This is a genomic window from Tsukamurella spumae (assembly GCF_012396015.1).
Lineage (GTDB): Bacteria > Actinomycetota > Actinomycetes > Mycobacteriales > Mycobacteriaceae > Tsukamurella > Tsukamurella spumae.
Window position 1 is genome coordinate 38,793 of sequence record NZ_JAAXOQ010000017.1, and the last position, 19,251, is coordinate 58,043.

Sequence of the window (19,251 nt, forward strand, 5' to 3'; positions counted from 1 at the left end):
GAACGTTCATCATTAGCCATGCTCAGCCTCCCGCCCCTGGGATGATCCCGCTACTGCTACGTACCCGGGATGCTCCCCGCGCGAGCGGGGATGGTCCCGGGCACAAGGTCGGTTCGCCATTCCTGCCGTCATCCGAGCCAGCTCGTGCAAGCATCGGCGCAGAAATTCCGAGCTGTCCGAATCTGAACGAGATTGCGGGCCTATCATTCCTCCGGCGGTGACGCCGGCCGGGGCCAGTCCAGCGGTCGCTGCTGGGCGTCGAGGCCACCGTCGGCGAAGATCACCGAGCCGACGATGTAGCGCGAGTCCGGCCCGAGCAGGAAGTCGGTGAGCGCGGCGATCTCCTCCGGGCGCCCCGCGCGGCGGGCGGGGACCAGTTCGAGGAAGGCCTTCATCGCGGCGGCGATGTCGGGGTCCGCGTCCCGGGTCATGGGGGTGTCGATCATGCCGGGGGCGATGGCGTTGAGCCGGATCCCGTCGGCGATGTACTCGGCGGCGTGCGTGCGCACGAAGTAGGCGAGCGCGGCCTTGGTCGCGGGATAGGCGAGCACCGAACCGTATTCACCGTACGAGTCGGCCAGGTCGCAGGCCTGGTGCTCGTCGCCCCGCAGGCAGGTCTCGGCCAGGTCGATCGGCCAGCCGGGTTGTGTGGTGGTCGAGTTGGAGCTGACCAGAACGGCGGATGCCGATGCGGACCGGGCCAGCAGCGGTCGCAGCCCGACCAGCAGATCGACGGCGCCGAAGTAGTTCACCGCGACGAGCGACGACCCGGCGCGGCCGGCCGAGGGCCCGAGCCCGGCGAAGGCGGCGAAACCGTCGACCGCCCCGCTGCCCACCAGCTCGCCGATCCGTGCGACCGCCTCGAACCGTCCGCCCGGCGACCCGAGGTCCGCCTCGACGTCCGCGCCCGCCCGGTCGACGCCGACCACCCCGTGCCCCGCGGCGTGCAGGCGGTCCGCGGTGGCTGCGCCGATTCCGGATGCCGAACCGGTGACAACGTACGTTCCCATACGCCCACGGTAGCGCCGCATCGGCCGATAATCCGGATGCCCCATCGATTCGTCCGGATTAGGGTGGTGGCACCCGACGAGAGGAGACGGTATGACTGCGGACGGTGTCGCCGACAAGTTCAAGGAAGCGCTGGAGAAGAAGAACGCCGCCAACCGCAAGGGGGCCGCCCATCTGGACGGCTCCGCGAAGGGTCAGGCGCCCCACGGCTCCGAGAGCCACCAGCAGCAGTTCCGCCGCAAGAGCGGATAGCAACGAGCGCCCGCGGCGGCCGTCGGGACCATCGGATAGGATTGCCATTGCACATCCAGGTCGCGCGAGGAGGCGTTCATCGACCTTCCGTTGCTCGTCCCCATTCCCTTCGGCCGCCCGCAGGCACCCGGCGCCCCCGCGCCGGAAAGCCCTGAGATCCAACAGGTCCGGGCCGTCATCGCATCGATCCTCGGTTCGTTGCGCAGTGGCCCGTACCTTCCCGAGTCGGGGCTGAACTGGGCCGTCGCCTACCTCACCCGCGGCGCCGAGCCGCTCCTCGTGGCCACCACCACCGACGCGGGTTGGCTGCCGCGCGGCACCGTCGTACCGGCCGACGTGCGGGTCCTCTGGAACGTCCCCACCGCGGCGGCGTGGGCCACCGTCGACGATCCCGTGCGCCAGCTGATCGAGTTCGCCGAGGGCGGCGACTACACGATCCGCGCCGTCGCCACCACGCACCCCAGCCGGGCGTACCACATCCCGAACGGGCCCTGGAAGCTCGTCGGACAGCGCCACCCCGGGCCCGTCCTACCGCGGCGCGCGACCCGGTTCGAGGTCGTCGCCTCCCCCGCTCGCGTCGAGCGGATCCGGTCGATGGGCCCCGAGGAGGCCGCCCGGCAGACCCGCGCGCTCCTGCGCGACCTGGAGGGGGTCACCGTCGACCCCGCGCACGCGATCGGTCTCGACGAGGCGCGCGCCGAGGCCCGGCGGTACCTGTTCGGCGGGCACCCCGTGCCCCAGGAGGTCCTCGCTCAGTTGCTCCTCGACCAGGACGCCCTCGCCGACGCGCTCAGCCTCACCCGCACGTCGCCGCGCGTGCTCACGGCCGGGGGCGAGCCGCCGGACGGTGCCGCGCTCCGCGACCGTCTCCTCGAACGCGCACTCGTCGAGGCCACGCTCTCCGCGGCGTACCACGATGTGGAGTCCGCGGTGTACGCGTGGACCTTCGCGCGCTACCTCGCCCGCTGAACCGACGTCACGGGTAGGTCTTGTACCGGTCCCAGTGCCGGTTGCACAGGTACTGCGCGGCGTAGAACACCACCTGCTGGCGCTCCCACTCCGGGTTGCCGGCCTGGCGGTACAGCGCCTGCGTCGCCGCGACGGTGCTCGCGGGGTTGCGGTCCAGGGCCGCGCAGGCCTGATACCCGAACCGGAGCATCTGCGCATCGGTGGTGCGATTGCCGAAGGGCTTGACGAAGTCGTGCATGTTGCTCGTGACCACCAGGAACCGGCCCTGATCGAGCCGTCCATCCGCGTGGGCCGGGGCCTGGACCAGAGTCGCCGCCCCCAGCGCCGCGATCCCCGCAGCCATCGCCCTCATCAGCTTCGACATCGTCCGCTCATCTCCGTCGGGGTGGGACCGCGCCCCACGTGCCGACGATTATCGCTGATCGACGTCGTCCGCGTGACGATTCGCTGACGTCCCGGCCGCGGGGCGGGCACGGGCACCGTCGGGCTGCCTATCGTGAGGCCATGACCGGATTCGACGACGCCCTGTCCGCCCTCCGCTCGCAGGCAGCCGCCGCGGGCGGCCCGATGGAGGCCTTCGCCGCGGAGCAGCGCTCCCTCGCGGAGGCCGGCCCGCCCACCGGCGTCGCGCGCCCCGGCACCCCGCTGCCCGACGGTGCCGTCCTCGATCCGCACGGATCCCCGACCACCTTGCGTGCGGTGCTCGGCGGCCGCCCCGCCGTGATCGTCTTCTACCGCGGCGCGTGGTGCCCCTACTGCAACCTCACCCTGCACACCTACCAGGCCGAGCTCGCGCCCGTCCTCGCCGCGCGAGGCGTCGAGCTCGTCGCGATCAGTCCGCAGCAGCCCGACGGTTCGCTGTCCGTCACCGAGAAGAACGAGCTCACCTTCGCGGTCCTCTCCGACCCGGGCCTCGCCATCGCCGACGCCCTCGGCATCGTCACCGCGCCCTCCGACGGTGCGCGCGAGGCGCAGCTCGGGCTCGGCCTCGACGTGGCCGCGGTGAACGCCGACGGCACCACCCGGCTCCCGTACCCGACGGTGCTCGTCGTCGACGCCGGCGGCACCATCCGCTGGATCGACGTGCACGCCGACTACACGACCCGCACCGATCCGTCGGCGATCCTGGAGGCCGTCGACGCGCTCTGATCGCGCGAACCGAGGCCCGGACATGCGAAACGGCGCCCCTCCCCGAAGGGAGAGGCGCCGTTTCAGCTGCGACCGAAGATCAGGCGATGATCTTGGTGACGCGGCCGGCACCGACGGTGCGGCCACCCTCGCGGATCGCGAAGCGCAGGCCCTCGTCCATGGCGACCGGCTGGATGAGCTTGACGCTCATCTCGGTGTTGTCGCCGGGCATGACCATCTCGGTGCCCTCGGGGAGGGTCACGACGCCGGTCACGTCCGTGGTACGGAAGTAGAACTGCGGACGGTAGTTGTTGAAGAACGGGGTGTGGCGGCCGCCCTCGTCCTTCGACAGGATGTACGCCTGGCCCTCGAACTCCGTGTGGGGAGTGGTGGTGCCCGGCTTCACGACGACCTGGCCGCGCTCGACGTCCTCACGCTTGAGGCCACGAACGAGGAGGCCGACGTTGTCGCCCGCCTGGCCCGAGTCGAGCAGCTTGCGGAACATCTCGATGCCCGTGACGGTGGTCTTGGTCGACTTCTCACGGATGCCGACGATCTCCACCTCCTCGTTGACGTTGATGATGCCGCGCTCGACGCGACCGGTGACGACGGTGCCACGACCGGTGATCGTGAAGACATCCTCGACCGGCATCAGGAAGGGCTTGTCGGTCTCGCGCTCGGGATCCGGGATCGCGGTGTCGACGGCGTTCATGAGCTCGAGGATCGACTCGGTCCACTTGGGATCGCCCTGCAGGGCCTGGTAGCCCGACACGCGGACGACGGGGGCGTCCTCGTCGAACTCCTGCGACCCGAGCAGCTCGCGGACCTCCATCTCGACGAGCTCGAGGATCTCCTCGTCGTCGACCATGTCGCACTTGTTCAGGGCGACGAGGATGTAGGGCACGCCGACCTGGCGGGCGAGCAGCACGTGCTCACGCGTCTGGGGCATCGGGCCGTCGGTGGCGGCCACGACCAGGATCGCGCCGTCCATCTGGGCGGCACCGGTGATCATGTTCTTGATGTAGTCGGCGTGACCCGGCGCGTCGACGTGAGCGTAGTGACGCTTCTCCGTCTGGTACTCGACGTGGGAGATGTTGATCGTGATACCACGAGCCTTCTCCTCCGGCGCCTTGTCGATCTGATCGAAGGCCGAGGCCTCGTTCAGGTCCGGGTACTTCTCGGCCAGAACCTTGGTGATGGCAGCCGTCAGGGTGGTCTTGCCGTGGTCGACGTGACCGATGGTGCCGATGTTCACGTGCGGCTTCGTCCGCTCGAACTTCGCCTTCGCCACTTGATGTCCTCCTGGACGTAGGTGCTTGCAAGGCCGGGTGCCCAGCAAGCGAGTGTGATTACTTCAGTTGTTCTCGACGCCACGGCCGGGGCCGTGAGTCTGACGCCGCGGCGGGAGCCGGGAAGCGCCACGCTCCGGAGAGCGGGGAGAATTACTCCCCGTTCACCTTCGCGATGATCTCCTTCGACACGTTCGCCGGAACCTCGGCGTACGAATCGAAGACCATGGAGTAGTTCGCCCGGCCCTGGGTCTTCGACCGGAGGTCGCCGATGTAGCCGAACATCTCCGACAGCGGGACCTGCGCCTTGACGACGCGGGCACCACTGCGTTCCTCCATGGCCTGGATCTGGCCACGGCGGGAGTTGAGGTCGCCGATCACTTCACCCATGTAGTCCTCGGGGGTCGTGACCTCGACAGCCATGATGGGCTCGAGGATGACGGGGCCGGCCTTGCGGGCGGCCTCCTTGAACGCCTGCGCGCCGGCGATCTTGAACGCCATCTCGGAGGAGTCCACGTCGTGGTACGCACCGTCGAGCAGCGAGACCTTGACGTTCACCATCGGGTAGCCCGCGAGCACGCCGTACTGCATCGCGTCCTGCGCGCCGGCGTCGACCGAAGGGATGTACTCCTTCGGGACGCGGCCACCGGTCACGGCGTTGACGAACTCGTAGGTGACGCCGTCCTCGGCGTCCTCCAGCGGCTCCAGCTTGATGATGACGCGCGCGAACTGGCCCGAGCCACCCGTCTGCTTCTTGTGGGTGTACTCGTGCTTGTCGACCGACTTGCGGATCGTCTCGCGGTACGCCACCTGCGGCTTGCCGACGTTGGCCTCGACCTTGAACTCGCGACGCATGCGGTCGACGAGGATGTCGAGGTGCAGCTCGCCCATGCCGCCGATGACGGTCTGGCCGGTCTGATCGTCGAGCTCGACGGAGAAGGTGGGGTCCTCCTCGGCGAGCTTCTGGATCGCGACGCCCAGCTTCTCCTGGTCGGACTTGGTCTTCGGCTCGATCGAGACGTTGATGACCGGGTCCGGGAAGGTCATGGACTCGAGGACGATCGGGTTCGCCGGATCGCAGAGCGTGTCACCGGTCGTGGTGTTCTTCAGACCGATCATCGCGTAGATGTGACCAGCGGTCGCATCCTCGACGGGCATCTCCTTGTTGGCGTGCATCTGGAAGAGCTTGCCGATGCGCTCCTTGTTGCCCTTCGTGGCGTTGAGCACGCCGGTGCCCGAGTCGATGTGACCCGAGTACACGCGGACGAAGGTCAGCTTGCCGAAGAACGGGTGCGCGGCGATCTTGAACGCCAGGGCCGAGAAGGGCTCGTCCTTGCTGGGCTTGCGCGAGAGGATCTTCTCCTCGTCGCCCACGGCGTGGCCCTCGATGGAGGGCACGTCGAGCGGGCTGGGGAGGTAATCGATCACGGCGTCGAGCATGGGCTGCACGCCCTTGTTCTTGAACGCCGAACCGCACAGCACCGGGTACAGCTGACGCGAGACGGTCAGCTTGCGGATGGCGCCCTTGATCTCCTCGATCGAGAGCTCCTCGCCGGCGAAGTACTTCTCCATCAGAGCCTCGTCGGACTCGGCGACGGTCTCGAGCAGCTTCTCGCGGTACTCGGCGGCCTTGTCGACCAGGTCGGCCGGGATCTCCTCGACCGTCGGCTCGGCACCGGTCTCGACGACGCCGCGCCAGGTGATGGCCTTCTGCTCGATCAGGTCGACGACGCCGTCGAAGGCATCCTCGGCGCCGATCGGCAGCTGCAGCACCAGAGGCTTCGCGCCGAGGCGCTCCTCGATGGTGCGCACGGTGAAGTAGAAGTCGGCACCCAGCTTGTCCATCTTGTTGACGAAGCAGATACGCGGGACGTCGTACTTCTCGGCCTGGCGCCAGACCTGCTCCGACTGGGGCTCGACGCCCTCCTTGCCGTCGAAGACGGCCACGGCACCGTCGAGCACGCGGAGCGAGCGCTCCACCTCGACGGTGAAGTCGACGTGTCCGGGGGTGTCGATGATGTTGATCTGGTTGCCGTTCCAGAAGCAGGTCACGGCGGCGGAGGTGATGGTGATACCACGCTCCTTCTCCTGCTCCATCCAGTCGGTGGTCGAGGCACCGTCGTGGGTCTCACCGATCTTGTAGTTCACACCGGTGTAGAACAGGATGCGCTCGGTGGTGGTGGTCTTACCGGCATCGATATGCGCCATGATGCCGATGTTGCGGACCTTCGTGAGGTCGGTAAGCACTTCCTGTGCCACGGTGGTAAGCCTCGTTCTCGTTAAAGGATGGTTGGAACTCCGGTGACCCGGGCCGGCCGTCGTGGGACGGCCGGCCCGGGATCAGATCACCAGCGGTAGTGCGCGAACGCCCGGTTGGCCTCGGCCATCTTGTGGGTGTCCTCGCGACGCTTCACCGAAGCGCCCAGGCCGTTGCTCGCGTCGAGGATCTCGTTGGCGAGCCGCTCGATCATGGTCTTCTCGCGACGCTGCCGCGTGAAGGTCACCAGCCAGCGCAGCGCGAGGGTGTTGGCGCGACCGGCCTTCACCTCGATCGGCACCTGGTAGGTGGCGCCACCGACGCGGCGGCTCTTGACCTCGAGCGACGGGCGCACGTTGTCGAGCGCCTTCTTCAGCGTGAGAACCGGATCGGTGCCGGTCTTCTCACGGGTCGCCTCGAGGGCGCCGTAGACGATGCGCTCGGCGGTGGACTTCTTGCCGTCCAGGAGCACCTTGTTCACGAGCTGCGTCACGACCTGCGAGCCGTAGACGGGGTCATTGACGACGGGGCGCTTGGGCGCCGGTCCCTTACGAGGCATCAGCCCTTCTCCTTCTTCGCGCCGTAGCGGCTCCGCGCCTGCTTGCGGTTCTTGACACCCTGGGTGTCGAGCGAGCCGCGAATGATCTTGTACCGGACACCCGGGAGGTCCTTCACACGACCGCCGCGGACGAGCACCATCGAGTGCTCCTGGAGGTTGTGGCCCTCACCGGGGATGTACGCGGTGACCTCGACCGAGCTGGTCAGGCGGACGCGGGCGACCTTACGAAGCGCCGAGTTCGGCTTCTTCGGGGTCGTGGTGTAGACGCGGGTGCAGACGCCGCGACGCTGCGGCGAGCCCTTGAGGGCGGCCACCTTCGTCTTGGACGCCTTGTCCCGGCGGCCCTTACGGACCAGCTGGTTGATAGTCGGCATAGAAGCGCTGTTTCCTTCGTTTTCGGCTGTCGCCGGCCGTGCGGCCGGCTTGTTCCTGTTGCTGCGGTTGTAGCTCCGGGCAAGCGCCTCATCCATCCGGGGATGGAGGGCGACTTCCGCAACGCGGCCCCACCGGCTTCCGCGGCCCATGCCGTTTCCACTGGTCAGTCCCGTCTCCGGGAAGTAGCTACCCGCCTCGCACGTACCCCGAGGTCGGGCGTGTCGCGCACCTGTGAGCGGTTCCGGTCACCCGGCCTACGCACAGACACGTGAGATCGTCCTGACGTTCGTCAGGCACGGCTCCCCAGCTTACCGTGCTGAACTCACCATGGTCAAAAGCGTTGCTCTCACCACGCCCGGTAGTCCCGGACCGACACTCGCGGGCCCCGTCGTTCGCGGTCCACGCCGGCGCGGACGAGCAGCCTGATCACCCGGCCGCGCTGCCCTCGATAGGGCTCGAGGACCTCGAGCATTCCGGCATCGTCCAACGCCTCGCCCGCCAGGCCTATTCCCACGATCCGCGGCAGGTGGTAGTCGCCGACCGGAACGGCGTCGGGGTCGCCGCAGGCCCGCCCGAGCAGTTCACCGACGGTCCATGGGCCGATGCCCGGCAGAGCCCCGAGCCGCTCCGGGCGGTGCTCGACCGCGACGGCGCTCGCACCGACGATCGTCCGCATCCGCACCGGTTCGACGCCGGCCCGGTGCCACTCCCAGTCGCCGATCGCGGCCCACCCCTCCCGGGGCGGCGGAACCCGCAGGTCGGGGCGGCCGTCCGGCCCCGGGGCGACGGTGCCGTGTCGCCGAAGCAGGTAGCGCCACGCCCGGAACGCCTCGGCGCCGACGACCTTCTGCTCGAGAACGGTGGGGACCAGGGTCTCCCACACACGGTTCGACCGGGTCAGGCGGAGCCCCGGCGACGCCGCGACCGCCCGCTCGAGGACCTCGTGGCGCGGCACCAGTGCGGACGGGTCGTCGTGCGCGCCGGTCATCGCGGGCGCGTTCTCCAACAGCCACGGCGCCCCGCTCCCCCACGCCTGCGCCGTGACGACACCGCCGGACAGGTGCAGCCGGAGCGTGCCCGGGCCGTCGGGCGTGTGCACGGCGCGCCACAGCGCACCGTCGGACGTGCGGGCGTAGGCCGGATCCCCCGCGCCGCGACGGAGCACGCCGACCGTGCCGTGCAGGTCGAGGACGTGCCCCGGTGCCCATGAGCGTTCTGCCGTCACCCGGGCGAGGCTACGCCGCCCGGTGCCGGTACGTCGCCTCGTACACCGACGTGCGGCGACGGTGCTCCGCGAGCTGCCGTCCGCTCTCGGTGTGCGCGTCGATGCCGTTGTCGGCGAGGAGTTCCTGCAAGTAGATGCTGCGCAGGCCGCAGATGAAGACGATGGCCGGCAGCGCCATCATGGCGATGAGCGTGATCTTGACCCACAGCGGCATGGGCAGGAGCAGCGCGACGGCGAGGAAGGGCACGAACATGAGCGCCCCGCGGGTGAAATAGCGGCGGTTGTGGCCGGGACCGGTGGCGTCCCGGATCACCCAGTCGTTCATGGACTCGGGCAGGCGCATGCCGAGGAGGTACTTCACCCGCTCGATGAGGTTCGGTGTGGTTCGAGTCGTGGACATACCCCCAGGATACGCCGTTGTGATATAGCTCACAATCGCCTCGGAATCGTTCACCTGGCGGAGCTACGCCGGTATGCAAGTGCGCCGAGTCCGGCGAACACCGCGAACCACACGATCATGTTCACCACCGCCACCACCGGCGAGACCTGCACGCCCGAGAACTGCAGGCCGCCGGTGATCGGGTACCGCGCGAGCGTCGCGACCCCGTACATCGGCGTGAACTGGGCAGCCGTCAGCGCCCAGCCCGAGAGCGGGAGGAAGACATTGCCCGCAAAGGCCAGCACCGTCAGCAACAATCCCGGCACGTGCATCACGATCTCGGGCCGCAGCGCGAGGCCCAGCGCCAGCCCGAGGGCGCCGAACACGGCGGAGCCCAGCCAGGCGACGAATAGAGCGAGCGCGAAGGCACCGGTCTCCACCTGCGCGCCGGTCGCGAGCGCCAGCGCCGCGATCACGATCACCGGCACCGCGGCGACGGTGAGAGCCCCGATCACCTTCGACGCGAGGTAGCCCGCGGGCCGCAGCGGCGTCAGCTGCACCGTGCGCACCCAGCCCGTCGACCTCTCGACCGCGACCTGCGCCGCGGTCGTGGTGGCGGCCGAAGCGGCACCGTAGAGCGCGAGCCCCACCGCCATCCAGGACGCGAAGTCGCCGTGGGCGAACCGCACGTCGACCCCCCTCTGCCGGAACAGAGCCAGGTACAGGATCACCGGTAGCACCGTCGTGATGATCAGGGTCTGGCGGTTGCGCAGCTGTCGCCGGATGTCGAGCGCGAGGAAGCGGGGAGTGAGTCCCGCGATGGTGGTGGTCATCGTGCGTTCTCCAACGCGTGCTCCGCGGTGAGGGCGACGAACGCGTCCTCGAGCCCGTGCGTGGTGGCCTCGACATCGCGCGCGTCGGTACGGGTGAGCAGGAAGCGCAGGGCCTCGTCGGAGGCCTCCGCATCGGCGGCGAAGACGGTGCGCGCGCCCCGCACCTCGGCGACCCGGACGCCGGGAACGGCGGCGACGAGGGCGGAGGCACCGTCGGACCCGACGACGGCGGAGAGCTGCCGTCCGGTGGCGACGGCCCGGACCTCCGCGGTCGGGCCGTCGGCGACGATCGCGCCGCGCGCGATCATGACGACGCGGTCGGCGAACTGGTCCGCCTCCTCCAGGTAGTGCGTCGCGAACAGGACCGTCGCGCCGCGACCGGCGTCCGCGCGGACCGACGCCCAGAAGCGGCGGCGGGCGTCGACGTCCATGCCCGCGGTGGGCTCGTCGAGGATCAGCAGGTCCGGCTCCGCGAGCAGTGCGAGCGCGAACCGCAGGGCCTGCTGCTGGCCGCCGGAGCACTGTCCGACCCGGCGCGTGCGGATCCCGTCGATCCCCGCGCGGGCGATCGCGGCGCGGGGATCCGAGCCGGGATGCAGTGCCGCCACCAGGTCGACGGTGTCCTGCACCGTCAGGGTGGGCAGCAGACCGCCCGATTGCTGGACCGCGGCCACGCGGCCCTGCGCGACGGCGTCCCCGGGCGGTCCGCCGAAGACGGTGACCGCGCCCGCGTCGGGCGGGATCAGGCCGAGGACCATGTCGATGGTGGTGCTCTTGCCGGCGCCGTTCGGGCCCAGGAAGGCGACGACCTCACCGGGCTCGATCGTCAGGTCGAGGGAGTCGACCGCGGTCACGACACCGCCGTCGGCCGCGGGATAGGTCTTGATCAGGGATCGGAGTTCGAGTGCCGTGGGCATGTCGTCCACGCTGCCCGGCGGCGACCGTGGACGGATCCACCCGCGGGTGGAGGCCCGGGTGGAGTGTGCGCGAATCAGCCCGCGGCCGCGGCGCGCGCCGCGATGCGCGCCTGGACCTCCGGACGACGCAGGGGCGGCACCGTCTTGGGCGGCTGCCGGCGCGCGGGCAGCGCGTCGAGCAGTTCCTCCGTGGCGGCGGTGACCTTGGCGACGGCGAGCTCGAAGGCCTCGCGATTGGCGTCGCTCAGCTTCTGGATGCCCGAGACCTTGCGCACGTACTGGCGTGCGGCGGCCTCGATCTCGTCGTCGGTGGCCGCGGGCTCGAGCCCGCGCAGTTCAGTGATGTTGCGGCACATGCATCCACGCTACGTTCGGATCCGCCGGAGCGGAACCCCTCCGATCCGGTCGGGCCGGGGCTACACGAGCGCCGCGACCTCGTCCGCACAGCCCCAGCTCAACGTGACCCCGGCACCGCCGTGGCCGTAGCAGTGCACGACGTCCCCCTCGCGCTCGAGGCGCACCGTCGGGCGGGAGGGCCGCAGCCCGACGTTGTGGCCGAGCACCCGCGCATCGCGCAGTTCCGGGACGAGGTCCCGGGCGCGGGCCAGGATCGCCTCCGCCGTCGCGGGGTCGACGGTGAGCTCCTCCGCGCCGTGGTCCTCGGTGCCGCCGACCACGATGTCGCGCGAGCGCGGCACCACGTACGTGGTCACGCCCAGGTCCAGGGCGGAGTCGTCGATCCACCAGCGGTCGACGCCCACCTGCTCGAGGTAGACGACCTGCCCGCGGACCGGCTCCATCGACGCGTCGCCGACCAGCTCGCGCGCGCCGAGCCCGGTCGCGTTGACGACGAGTCCGTCCAGCTCGTCGAGGGACCGCACGTCCCGCTGTTCGACGGTGCCGCCCAGCTCCCGCACGCGCCCCACGAGCCACGGCAGGTAGACGGGCATCTCGATCACCGGCGAGACGAAGCTCCAGCCCTCTGCGTACCCGGGGCGCGGCCGCAGGACCCGCTCGACCGACGGCACCGCGGAGGTCCACCAGGGCTCGGGAACGGGCTCGCGGAAGATCTCCGTGCCGGGGGTCATGACGACGCCGTCGACGCCCCGGGCCGCGAGGTCCGTGAACGCGGTGAGCGCGGTCGCCGACCAGCCGCCGACCCGGTCGCGGGGCTCGGCGAGGTACGGGTACCAGACCGCGGCGGCCACGGCCGAGGTCACCGTGTCGACGCCGCCCGTTCGCTCCGCCGCCGGCTCCGACGGCGCCGACGGCGCGAGCGCCCGCCCGTACACGCGCACGCGGTGCCCCGCCTCCAGCAGGCGCACCGCGCACGACAGACCGATCACACCCGCACCGACGATCGTCACCTCAGTCACACGATCAGTGTGGCAGGACTAGGGTCGGGCGCGTGATCAAGCCAGCCGCGACCCCGTCGGACTACGAATTCCTGCAGGCCGCCCCGCCCGGCCCGTCCTTCGAGCGGACGTGGCCGGTGCGCACGGGCGATGTGGACCCCGAGCGGCGGGTCCGGCTCGACGGGATCGCGCGCTACCTGCAGGACATGGCGAACGACGAGATGTTCCACCGCGGTTTCGACGCGACCGACCCGTACTGGCTGGTGCGCCGGTCGATCATCGACGTGCTCGAGCCGCTGCACTGGCCCTCGGACGTGACCCTGCTGCGCTGGTGCGAGTCGACCAGCTCGCGGTGGTGCAACATGCGGATCACGGTGCGCGGCAGCGCCGGCGGCCACGTCGAGACGGAGGCCTTCTGGATCCGGTTCAGCGCGGAGTCCGGCATGCCGACGCACATCTCCGACGGCGGCATGGAGTACCTGCAGCAGCACGTGACCGAGACGCGGCTGCGCTGGAAGGCGCTCAACACCACGGCGCCGCCGGAGCCCTCGCCCGCCGACTACACGGTGCGGCTGCGGGCCACGGATTTCGACCCGTACCAGCACCTCAACAACGCCGCCTACCTGCAGCTGGTCGAGGACGACCTGAACGGCGACCCGCTGTTCGCCGCCCCGCACCGGGCGGTCATCGAGTACCTCGCGCCCATCCCCTTGGGCTCGAGCGTGCAGGTGCGGTCGATCCGCGACGAGGCGGGCTACCGGCAGTGGCTCCACCTCCTGGACTCCGACGGTGCGCCCGCCGCCAAGCCCGCCTCGGCGGTCTCGGTGATCGCACTGCCGGGCGCGCCCTTCGACGCGCCCGCCCCGTGGCCGCCGGAGCAGGTCGAGCGCATCGAGTGGAAGAGCTGACCGACCCCGCCTACACTTCCGGTTAGATAAGTTCTTCTAACCAAAGGATCTCGCCGGTGGCCTACAAGTGGATCGCCCTGTCCAACACCACGTTGGGCATGCTGATCGCCACGATCAACAGCTCGATCGTCCTCATCGCACTGCCGGACATCTTCAAGGGTATCCACCTCAACCCGCTCGAGCCGGGCAACACGAGCTACCTGCTGTGGATGATGATGGGCTTCCTCGTGGTCACCGCGGTGCTCGTGGTCGCGTTCGGCCGGCTCGGCGACATGTTCGGCCGGGCCCGCATGTACAACATGGGCTTCCTGATCTTCTCGGTGTCGTCGATCTTCCTGGCGGTCACGTGGTTCGACGGGCACGCCGCGGCACTGTGGCTCATCGGCTGGCGCGTCGTGCAGGGCATCGGCGGCGCCTTCCTCATGGCGAACAGCTCGGCGATCCTCACCGACGCCTTCCCGCCCGACCAGCGCGGCCTCGCGCTGGGCATCAACAGCGTCGCCGCGATCGCCGGTTCCTTCCTCGGCCTGATCATCGGCGGCGTTCTCGCGCCGGTGAACTGGCATCTGATCTTCCTGGTCTCGGTGCCCTTCGGGGTGCTCGGCACCGTCTGGGCGTACCTCAAGCTCGAGGACCGAGGGGCCCGCGTGCCGGCGACCATGGATTGGTGGGGCAACCTGACCTTCGCGATCGGCCTCATCGCCGTACTGGTCGGCATCACCTACGGCATCCAGCCGTACGGCGGGCACGCGATGGGCTGGACCTCCCCGTTCGTGCTGTCCTGCCTCCTCGGCGGACTGGCGGTGCTGGCGGTGTTCTGTCTGATCGAGCTGCGGGCGCCCTCGCCGCTGTTCGACCTGCACCTGTTCCGCAACCGGGCCTTCGTGTGGGGCAATGTCGCGAACCTCTGCGGTTCGCTGGGGCGCGGCGGCCTGCAGTTCATGCTCATCATCTGGCTGCAGGGGATCTGGCTGCCGCAGCACGGCTACGACTACACGCAGACCCCACTCTGGGCGGGCATCTACATGGTGCCGATGACCGTCGGATTCCTGCTCTCCGCACCGATCTCGGGCGCCCTGTCGGATCGGATCGGCGGCCGCGCACTGAGTTCCGCCGGCCTGATCATCACCGCACTGACCTTCCTCGCCCTGATCGCCCTGCCCGTCGACTTCGCCTACTGGGCGTTCGCCCTGATCCTGTTCGTCAACGGTGTCGGCATGGGCATGTTCGGATCCCCCAACCGCGCCGTGGTGATGAACTCGCTGCCCGCCACGTCGCGCGGGTCGGGCTCGGGAATGATGACGACCTTCCAGAACTCCGCGATGGTGCTCTCGATCGGCCTGTTCTTCTCGCTGATGATCGCCGGCCTGTCGAGCTCCCTTCCGGGCGCCATGTCGACGGGGCTGCAGGCGAACGGCGTTCCCGCCCAGTACGCCTCGGAGATCGCGGCGCTCCCGCCGGTGGCGGTGCTGTTCGCGGCCTTCCTCGGCTACAACCCCGTCCGGGAGCTCCTCGGCCCGCACCTGTCGCAGCTGCACCTCACCGCCGAGCAGTCCCAGCACCTCACGGGCCTGCAGTTCTTCCCGCACCTGATCTCCGAGCCCTTCCGCTCGGGGCTGGAGCTCGCGTTCGGCTTCGCCGCGGTGGTGTGCCTCCTCGGCGCGGTCGCCTCCCTGCTCACGGGGAAGGGCGACGGTGCGCCCGTCGACATCGAGATCCTCGAGGCGGAGGCCGACGAGGTGGAGACGGCCGCCCGGTACTGACCCGGGTCGGCCGGACCGCGGCTACTCCGACTTGACCAGCCGCACCGCGATGTTCTTCATCAGCGGCTGGTCCGACTGGGTGCTGTAGTCGGCGATGCCGATCAATGCGTTCATCTCCGGCATGTACCCCGCCGCGGATCCCACGGGCAGGTCGTAGCGCAGTGCCCGGAACCGGCGCAGCGTGCGCTCCGAGCCGTCGCGCGAGGTGGAGGTGATGTCCACGAGGTCGCCCTCGGCGAGGCCGCGCGCGGCCATGTCGGCCTCGTTGAGGAAGATCAGCTCGCGGAGGTTCTTGATGCCGCGGTACCGATCGTTGGCCGAGTAGATCGTGGTGTTCCACTGATCGTGCGAGCGCATGGTGCCGAGGATGAGCACGTCCGCGTCCGCGGGGATCACGTTCGGCATCGGGGCCAGCGAGAAGTTCGCCCGGCCCGACGGCGTGCGGAAGTCCCGTTGGCGCGCGGGCTGCGGGATGCGGAACCCACCCGGGTTTTTGAGCAGCTCGTTGAAGCCCTCGAAGCCGGGGAGCACCTTCGCCATCACGTCGCGAATGCGGTCGTAGTCGTCGACATAGGACTGCCACGGCGTGCGGCTCTCCGGGAGCGTCGCCATCGCGATGCCGGCGATGATCGCGGGCTCGGAACGCAGGTTCGGCGACGCGGGGCGCCGCTTGCCGCGCGAGATGTGGACCATGCTCATCGCGTCCTCGACGGTCTGCCCCTGCAAACCGGCGATCTGCTCGTCCTTCTCCGTGCGACCGAGGCAGGGCAGGATCACCGCCTGCCGCCCGTGCACCAGGTGGCTGCGGTTGAGCTTGGTGCTCACCTGCACGGTGAGCTCGGTCTTGCGGAGGCCGGCCGCGGTGTACGCGGTGTCGGGCGCGGCGAGCACGAAGTTGCCGCCCATCCCGACGAAGACCTTCACCCGGCCGTCGTTCATCGCCTCCACGGATTTGACGGTGTCGAGCCCGCCGACGCGCGGGGAGACGATGCCGCACACCTCGTCGAGCTTGTCGATCCACGGCGGCGGACGGTGATCGATGCCGCAGGTGCGGTTTCCCTGCACGTTGCTGTGTCCGCGGATCGGCGACGGGCCGGCGCCGGGGCGACCGATGTTGCCCCGCAGCAGAAGCAGGTTCGTGATCTCGCGGACCGTGTCGACGCCGTGCTCGTGCTGGGTGATGCCGAGGCACCACGCGATGATGGTCCTGCCCGAGTCGAGGTACACCTGGCCGGCCCGCCGGATCTCCGACTCGGGAAGCCCCGCCTGCGTGGTGATCTCGTCCCAGCTCGTGGCCGCGACGAGGTCGCGGTAGGCCTCGAACTCGGCGGTGTAATCGGCGAGGAAGTCGTGATCGAGCACGGTCGGATCGCTCTCGGCCGCCTCGAAGACGACCTTCGCCATGCCCCGCATGAGGGCCAGATCGCCGCCGGGGCGCACCTGAATGTTCATGTCCGAGACGGACGTCGCCTTGAACAGCGCCATGTCGATCATCTCGTGCGGCACGATCGTCTTCGTCGCGCCGGCCTCGACCAGCGGGTTGATGTGCACCACCTGCGCGCCGCGCCGCGTGGCGTCGGCCAGGGCGGTCAGCATCCGCGGCGCGTTGGACGCCGCGTTGACGCCCATGACGAACAGGGCGTCCGCCTCCTCCCAGTCGTCGAGGTCGCAGGTGCCCTTGCCGGTGCCGATCGACGCCGTCAGCGCCCGCCCCGACGCCTCGTGGCACATGTTCGAGCAGTCGGGCAGGTTGTTGGTGCCGAACTCTCGGGCCATCAGCTGATAGAGGAAGGTGGCCTCGTTGCTCAGCCGCCCGGAGGTGTAGAAGGACGCCTCGTTCGGGCTCGCCAGGCCCCGCAGCTCCCCGCCGATCAGGGCGAACGCGTCGTCCCAGCTGATCGGCACGTAGTGGTCGGTGGCCTCGTCGTAGACCATCGGCTCGGTCAGGCGCCCCTGGTCCTCGAGGTCGAAGTCGGTCCAATCGGCGAGCTCGGTCACGGAGTGCGCGGCGAAGAACTCGCGCCCCACCCGCTTGGGGGTCATCTCCCAGGTGACGTGTTTGACGCCGTTCTCGCAGAAGTCCAGCGTGAGCTTCTTGTCGTCCGGCCACGCGCAGCCGGGGCAATCGAACCCGGTGGGATGGTTCATGACGAACATCGAGTGGGTGCCGCGGATCAGCTCGCGCTGCTTCAAGAGGATGGCGCCCACGGACTTCGCGGCGCCCCAGGCCGCGGCCGCGTGGTGGTACGGCGAGCTGGACCAGGCACCGTCGGTCGCGGGCCCGAAGCCGCCCTGACGGGGAACGTCGGGCAGGAGGCCCGGCACGCGGGCCGGAGTCTGGGGCTGATTGTCCGTGGTCATGTCCTGACTTCCTGACGTACTCGCTGGGGCTGGGAGTAGATGTTCATGTGGTCGCCGCGGACGAACCCGAGGAGGGTGAGGCCGGCCTCGTCGGCGAGCTCGACCGCGAGGGACGACGGCGCCGAGACCGCGGACAGCACCGGAACGCCCGCCATGACGGCCTTCTGGACCAGCTCGAAGCTGGCGCGCCCCGACACCTGGAGGACCACTCCCCGCAGCGGCAGTCGGTCCTGCAGGAGCGCCCAGCCGATCACCTTGTCGACGGCGTTGTGCCGGCCCACGTCCTCGCGCAGCACGAGCAGCTCGCCGCTCGCGACATCGAACAGGCCGGCCGCGTGCAGGCCGCCCGTCTTGTCGAACACGGCCTGCTCCGCGCGCAGTCGGTCCGGCAGGGCCACCACCTGTTCGGGTTCGACGGTGACCGGGTCCGTCCGAACGTCGAACCGGGACACCGTGCGCACCGCGTCGATGCTCGCCTTACCGCACATCCCGCACGAACTGGTGGTGTAGAAGTTGCGAGTCACGTCCGGCGCCGGCGGGGCGACGCCCACCGCGAGCGCGATGTCGAGCACGTTGTACTCGTTGATCTCGCCGCCCGTGCCGGGACCACCGCAGTGGATCGCGGAGCGGATGTCCTCGGCGGCGCCGATCACGCCCTCGGAGACGAGGAAACCGGCCGCGAGCTCGACATCGTGCCCGGGCGTGCGCATGGTCACGACGAGGGGCCTTCCCGCAACGCGGATCTCGAGCGGTTCCTCGACGGCGAGCGAATCGATGCGCCGTACCGGTTCCGCGCCGAGCGCGGCCCGTATCACCGCCCGACGCACCGTGATCCGACCCATGTCCCTGACGCTACACCCGCCGCCGGACGGGTGACACGGCATCGTCGAGCGCGCGATTCAGGCCCGGCCGTCGGCGTCGTCGGCAGCGCAGGTCCGGCCCTCCGCGGCCACCTTGTGCTCCTGCAGCGCCTGGTCGAGCGCGGCGTCCAGCGCCCGGTCGAGGGCGGCATGGGCGTTCTCGGTGCCCGCACGGCGCATGGTGCCGATCAGGCCCACGGCCCACGCCATCTCCTCGTCCGACGAGGGCAGCCACCCCGGACCGCGCACCCGGTCGACCTCGTCGTGCGCGGCGCCGATGAGAATCTCGGCGACCTCCGCCATCTTCGCGGTGAACCGCCGGTGCACGTCGACGAGCACCGCCAGGTCCATCCCCTTGCCCACGAGCCGTGCGAGGTTGCCCACGATCTGCGCGTCGGCCGCCTCGTACCGCCCCGGCTCGTCGGTCTCGGCGAGCACGCCCGCGTCGACGAGGGAGGCGAGCGCGGCATCGTCGAGCGGACCGAGCCGCTCCTGCAGGGCCTCGCGGTCCAGCACGGGTCGGCGCGTGCTGGCCCACGGTTCGTCGATGATCTCGGCGAGGTCCAGTGCGTCGCCGATGCGGGCACCGGGATTGGTGAGGAAGGTCGCGATGTGCCCCAGCGTGAAGCCCTTGCCCAGCAACTTGTTGATCGCCAAGAGGTTCCGCACGTGCTTCTCGGTGTAGATCGCGACCCGGCCGCGGCGCAGAGGTTTCGGCAGCAGTCCGCGCTCCTGATAACCCCGGATGTTGCGCGTCGTGGTCCCGGACACGCGGGCCAGGTCGTCGATCCGGTACTCGGTCATGCTCGGCAT

Annotated in this window: 20 protein-coding genes; 5 read left to right on the top strand and 15 right to left on the bottom strand. The window is 69.8% G+C overall.

Features of this window, described 5'->3' with window-relative positions:
• Positions 1-203 precede the first annotated feature (203 nt).
• Positions 204-1,010: an SDR family oxidoreductase gene (locus HF999_RS13445; RefSeq protein WP_168546364.1), complete on the bottom strand. Its 807-nt coding sequence runs from the start codon at positions 1,008-1,010 to the stop codon at positions 204-206.
• Between the two features lie 91 nt (positions 1,011-1,101).
• On the opposite strand from HF999_RS13445, the gene HF999_RS13450 reads away from it, so the two are divergent.
• Positions 1,102-1,260, top strand: coding sequence for a DUF5302 domain-containing protein (locus HF999_RS13450; protein ID WP_168546365.1), 159 nt, complete (start codon positions 1,102-1,104; stop codon positions 1,258-1,260).
• Positions 1,261-1,350: 90 nt separating this feature from the next.
• On the top strand, positions 1,351-2,229 hold the full coding sequence (locus HF999_RS13455; RefSeq protein WP_168546366.1) for a PIN domain-containing protein: 879 nt from the start codon (positions 1,351-1,353) through the stop codon (positions 2,227-2,229).
• A 7-nt stretch (positions 2,230-2,236) separates the two neighbouring features.
• On the opposite strand, the gene HF999_RS13460 is transcribed toward HF999_RS13455, so the two are convergent.
• Positions 2,237-2,593 (bottom strand): DUF732 domain-containing protein, encoded by a 357-nt coding sequence (locus HF999_RS13460; RefSeq protein WP_168546367.1) that lies wholly within the window; start codon positions 2,591-2,593, stop codon positions 2,237-2,239.
• A 140-nt stretch (positions 2,594-2,733) separates the two neighbouring features.
• On the opposite strand from HF999_RS13460, the gene HF999_RS13465 reads away from it, so the two are divergent.
• Complete coding sequence (locus HF999_RS13465; protein WP_168546368.1) at positions 2,734-3,378, top strand: peroxiredoxin-like family protein; 645 nt, start codon at positions 2,734-2,736, stop codon at positions 3,376-3,378.
• A 79-nt stretch (positions 3,379-3,457) separates the two neighbouring features.
• On the opposite strand, the gene tuf is transcribed toward HF999_RS13465, so the two are convergent.
• From tuf to HF999_RS13515, 10 genes are all read right to left on the bottom strand, one after another.
• Positions 3,458-4,648, bottom strand: a complete 1,191-nt coding sequence (tuf, locus tag HF999_RS13470) for an elongation factor Tu (protein ID WP_168546369.1) — start codon at positions 4,646-4,648, stop codon at positions 3,458-3,460.
• Between the two features lie 151 nt (positions 4,649-4,799).
• Positions 4,800-6,905 carry an elongation factor G gene (fusA, locus tag HF999_RS13475; protein WP_168546370.1) on the bottom strand — a complete coding sequence of 702 codons (2,106 nt, stop codon included), beginning with the start codon at positions 6,903-6,905 and terminating at the stop codon, positions 4,800-4,802.
• 86 nt (positions 6,906-6,991) lie between these two features.
• The gene (gene rpsG / locus HF999_RS13480; protein ID WP_168546371.1) at positions 6,992-7,462 is read right to left on the bottom strand and encodes a 30S ribosomal protein S7; all 471 of its coding nucleotides are present in this window, start codon (positions 7,460-7,462) and stop codon (positions 6,992-6,994) included.
• Positions 7,462-7,836 carry a 30S ribosomal protein S12 gene (rpsL, locus tag HF999_RS13485; RefSeq protein ID WP_068522692.1) on the bottom strand — a complete coding sequence of 125 codons (375 nt, stop codon included), beginning with the start codon at positions 7,834-7,836 and terminating at the stop codon, positions 7,462-7,464. Before rpsL ends, rpsG begins: the two co-directional genes overlap by 1 nt.
• Before the next feature lie 347 nt (positions 7,837-8,183).
• Positions 8,184-9,062: a DNA-3-methyladenine glycosylase family protein gene (locus HF999_RS13490; RefSeq protein ID WP_168546372.1), complete on the bottom strand. Its 879-nt coding sequence runs from the start codon at positions 9,060-9,062 to the stop codon at positions 8,184-8,186.
• A gap of 10 nt (positions 9,063-9,072) precedes the next feature.
• Positions 9,073-9,462, bottom strand: a complete 390-nt coding sequence (locus tag HF999_RS13495) for a DUF5313 family protein (RefSeq protein WP_168546373.1) — start codon at positions 9,460-9,462, stop codon at positions 9,073-9,075.
• Between the two features lie 50 nt (positions 9,463-9,512).
• Complete coding sequence (locus HF999_RS13500; RefSeq protein WP_168546374.1) at positions 9,513-10,274, bottom strand: ABC transporter permease; 762 nt, start codon at positions 10,272-10,274, stop codon at positions 9,513-9,515.
• Positions 10,271-11,191 (bottom strand): ABC transporter ATP-binding protein, encoded by a 921-nt coding sequence (locus HF999_RS13505; protein ID WP_168546375.1) that lies wholly within the window; start codon positions 11,189-11,191, stop codon positions 10,271-10,273. Before HF999_RS13505 ends, HF999_RS13500 begins: the two co-directional genes overlap by 4 nt.
• A 74-nt stretch (positions 11,192-11,265) precedes the next feature.
• Positions 11,266-11,547 carry a DUF2277 domain-containing protein gene (locus HF999_RS13510; protein WP_168546376.1) on the bottom strand — a complete coding sequence of 94 codons (282 nt, stop codon included), beginning with the start codon at positions 11,545-11,547 and terminating at the stop codon, positions 11,266-11,268.
• A 60-nt stretch (positions 11,548-11,607) separates the two neighbouring features.
• Positions 11,608-12,567: an FAD-dependent oxidoreductase gene (locus tag HF999_RS13515; RefSeq protein WP_168546377.1), complete on the bottom strand. Its 960-nt coding sequence runs from the start codon at positions 12,565-12,567 to the stop codon at positions 11,608-11,610.
• A 32-nt stretch (positions 12,568-12,599) separates the two neighbouring features.
• Here HF999_RS13515 and HF999_RS13520 point away from each other — a divergent pair, with 32 nt between their 5' ends.
• Both HF999_RS13520 and HF999_RS13525 read left to right on the top strand, forming a co-directional pair.
• Positions 12,600-13,454 (top strand): acyl-[acyl-carrier-protein] thioesterase, encoded by an 855-nt coding sequence (locus HF999_RS13520; RefSeq protein ID WP_168546378.1) that lies wholly within the window; start codon positions 12,600-12,602, stop codon positions 13,452-13,454.
• Between the two features lie 98 nt (positions 13,455-13,552).
• Positions 13,553-15,217, top strand: a complete 1,665-nt coding sequence (locus HF999_RS13525; RefSeq protein ID WP_246207806.1) for an MFS transporter — start codon at positions 13,553-13,555, stop codon at positions 15,215-15,217.
• Between the two features lie 21 nt (positions 15,218-15,238).
• On the opposite strand, the gene HF999_RS13530 is transcribed toward HF999_RS13525, so the two are convergent.
• From HF999_RS13530 to HF999_RS13540, 3 genes are read right to left on the bottom strand one after another with little or no spacing between them, the layout of a single operon-like run.
• Positions 15,239-17,578, bottom strand: coding sequence for an FdhF/YdeP family oxidoreductase (locus HF999_RS13530; RefSeq protein ID WP_168546379.1), 2,340 nt, complete (start codon positions 17,576-17,578; stop codon positions 15,239-15,241).
• Positions 17,575-18,420 (bottom strand): formate dehydrogenase accessory sulfurtransferase FdhD, encoded by an 846-nt coding sequence (gene fdhD, locus HF999_RS13535; RefSeq protein WP_168546380.1) that lies wholly within the window; start codon positions 18,418-18,420, stop codon positions 17,575-17,577. Before fdhD ends, HF999_RS13530 begins: the two co-directional genes overlap by 4 nt.
• Positions 18,421-18,477: 57 nt before the next feature.
• Positions 18,478-19,242, bottom strand: coding sequence for a MerR family transcriptional regulator (locus HF999_RS13540; protein ID WP_168546381.1), 765 nt, complete (start codon positions 19,240-19,242; stop codon positions 18,478-18,480).
• Positions 19,243-19,251 lie beyond the last annotated feature (9 nt).

Excerpts from the sequence above, each read along its gene's own strand:
- HF999_RS13525 (WP_246207806.1), top strand. The coding sequence starts at position 13,553 with ATGCTGATCGCCACGATCAACAGCTCGATCGTCCTCATCGCACTGCCG.
- HF999_RS13500 (WP_168546374.1), bottom strand. The coding sequence starts at position 10,274 with ATGACCACCACCATCGCGGGACTCACTCCCCGCTTCCTCGCGCTCGAC.
- HF999_RS13445 (WP_168546364.1), bottom strand. The coding sequence starts at position 1,010 with ATGGGAACGTACGTTGTCACCGGTTCGGCATCCGGAATCGGCGCAGCC.
- fdhD (WP_168546380.1), bottom strand. The coding sequence starts at position 18,420 with ATGGGTCGGATCACGGTGCGTCGGGCGGTGATACGGGCCGCGCTCGGC.
- HF999_RS13465 (WP_168546368.1), top strand. The coding sequence starts at position 2,734 with ATGACCGGATTCGACGACGCCCTGTCCGCCCTCCGCTCGCAGGCAGCC.
- HF999_RS13505 (WP_168546375.1), bottom strand. The coding sequence starts at position 11,191 with ATGCCCACGGCACTCGAACTCCGATCCCTGATCAAGACCTATCCCGCG.
- HF999_RS13495 (WP_168546373.1), bottom strand. The coding sequence starts at position 9,462 with ATGTCCACGACTCGAACCACACCGAACCTCATCGAGCGGGTGAAGTAC.
- HF999_RS13510 (WP_168546376.1), bottom strand. The coding sequence starts at position 11,547 with ATGTGCCGCAACATCACTGAACTGCGCGGGCTCGAGCCCGCGGCCACC.
- HF999_RS13450 (WP_168546365.1), top strand. The coding sequence starts at position 1,102 with ATGACTGCGGACGGTGTCGCCGACAAGTTCAAGGAAGCGCTGGAGAAG.
- rpsG (WP_168546371.1), bottom strand. The coding sequence starts at position 7,462 with ATGCCTCGTAAGGGACCGGCGCCCAAGCGCCCCGTCGTCAATGACCCC.
- HF999_RS13460 (WP_168546367.1), bottom strand. The coding sequence starts at position 2,593 with ATGTCGAAGCTGATGAGGGCGATGGCTGCGGGGATCGCGGCGCTGGGG.
- HF999_RS13540 (WP_168546381.1), bottom strand. The coding sequence starts at position 19,242 with ATGACCGAGTACCGGATCGACGACCTGGCCCGCGTGTCCGGGACCACG.
- HF999_RS13530 (WP_168546379.1), bottom strand. The coding sequence starts at position 17,578 with ATGACCACGGACAATCAGCCCCAGACTCCGGCCCGCGTGCCGGGCCTC.
- rpsL (WP_068522692.1), bottom strand. The coding sequence starts at position 7,836 with ATGCCGACTATCAACCAGCTGGTCCGTAAGGGCCGCCGGGACAAGGCG.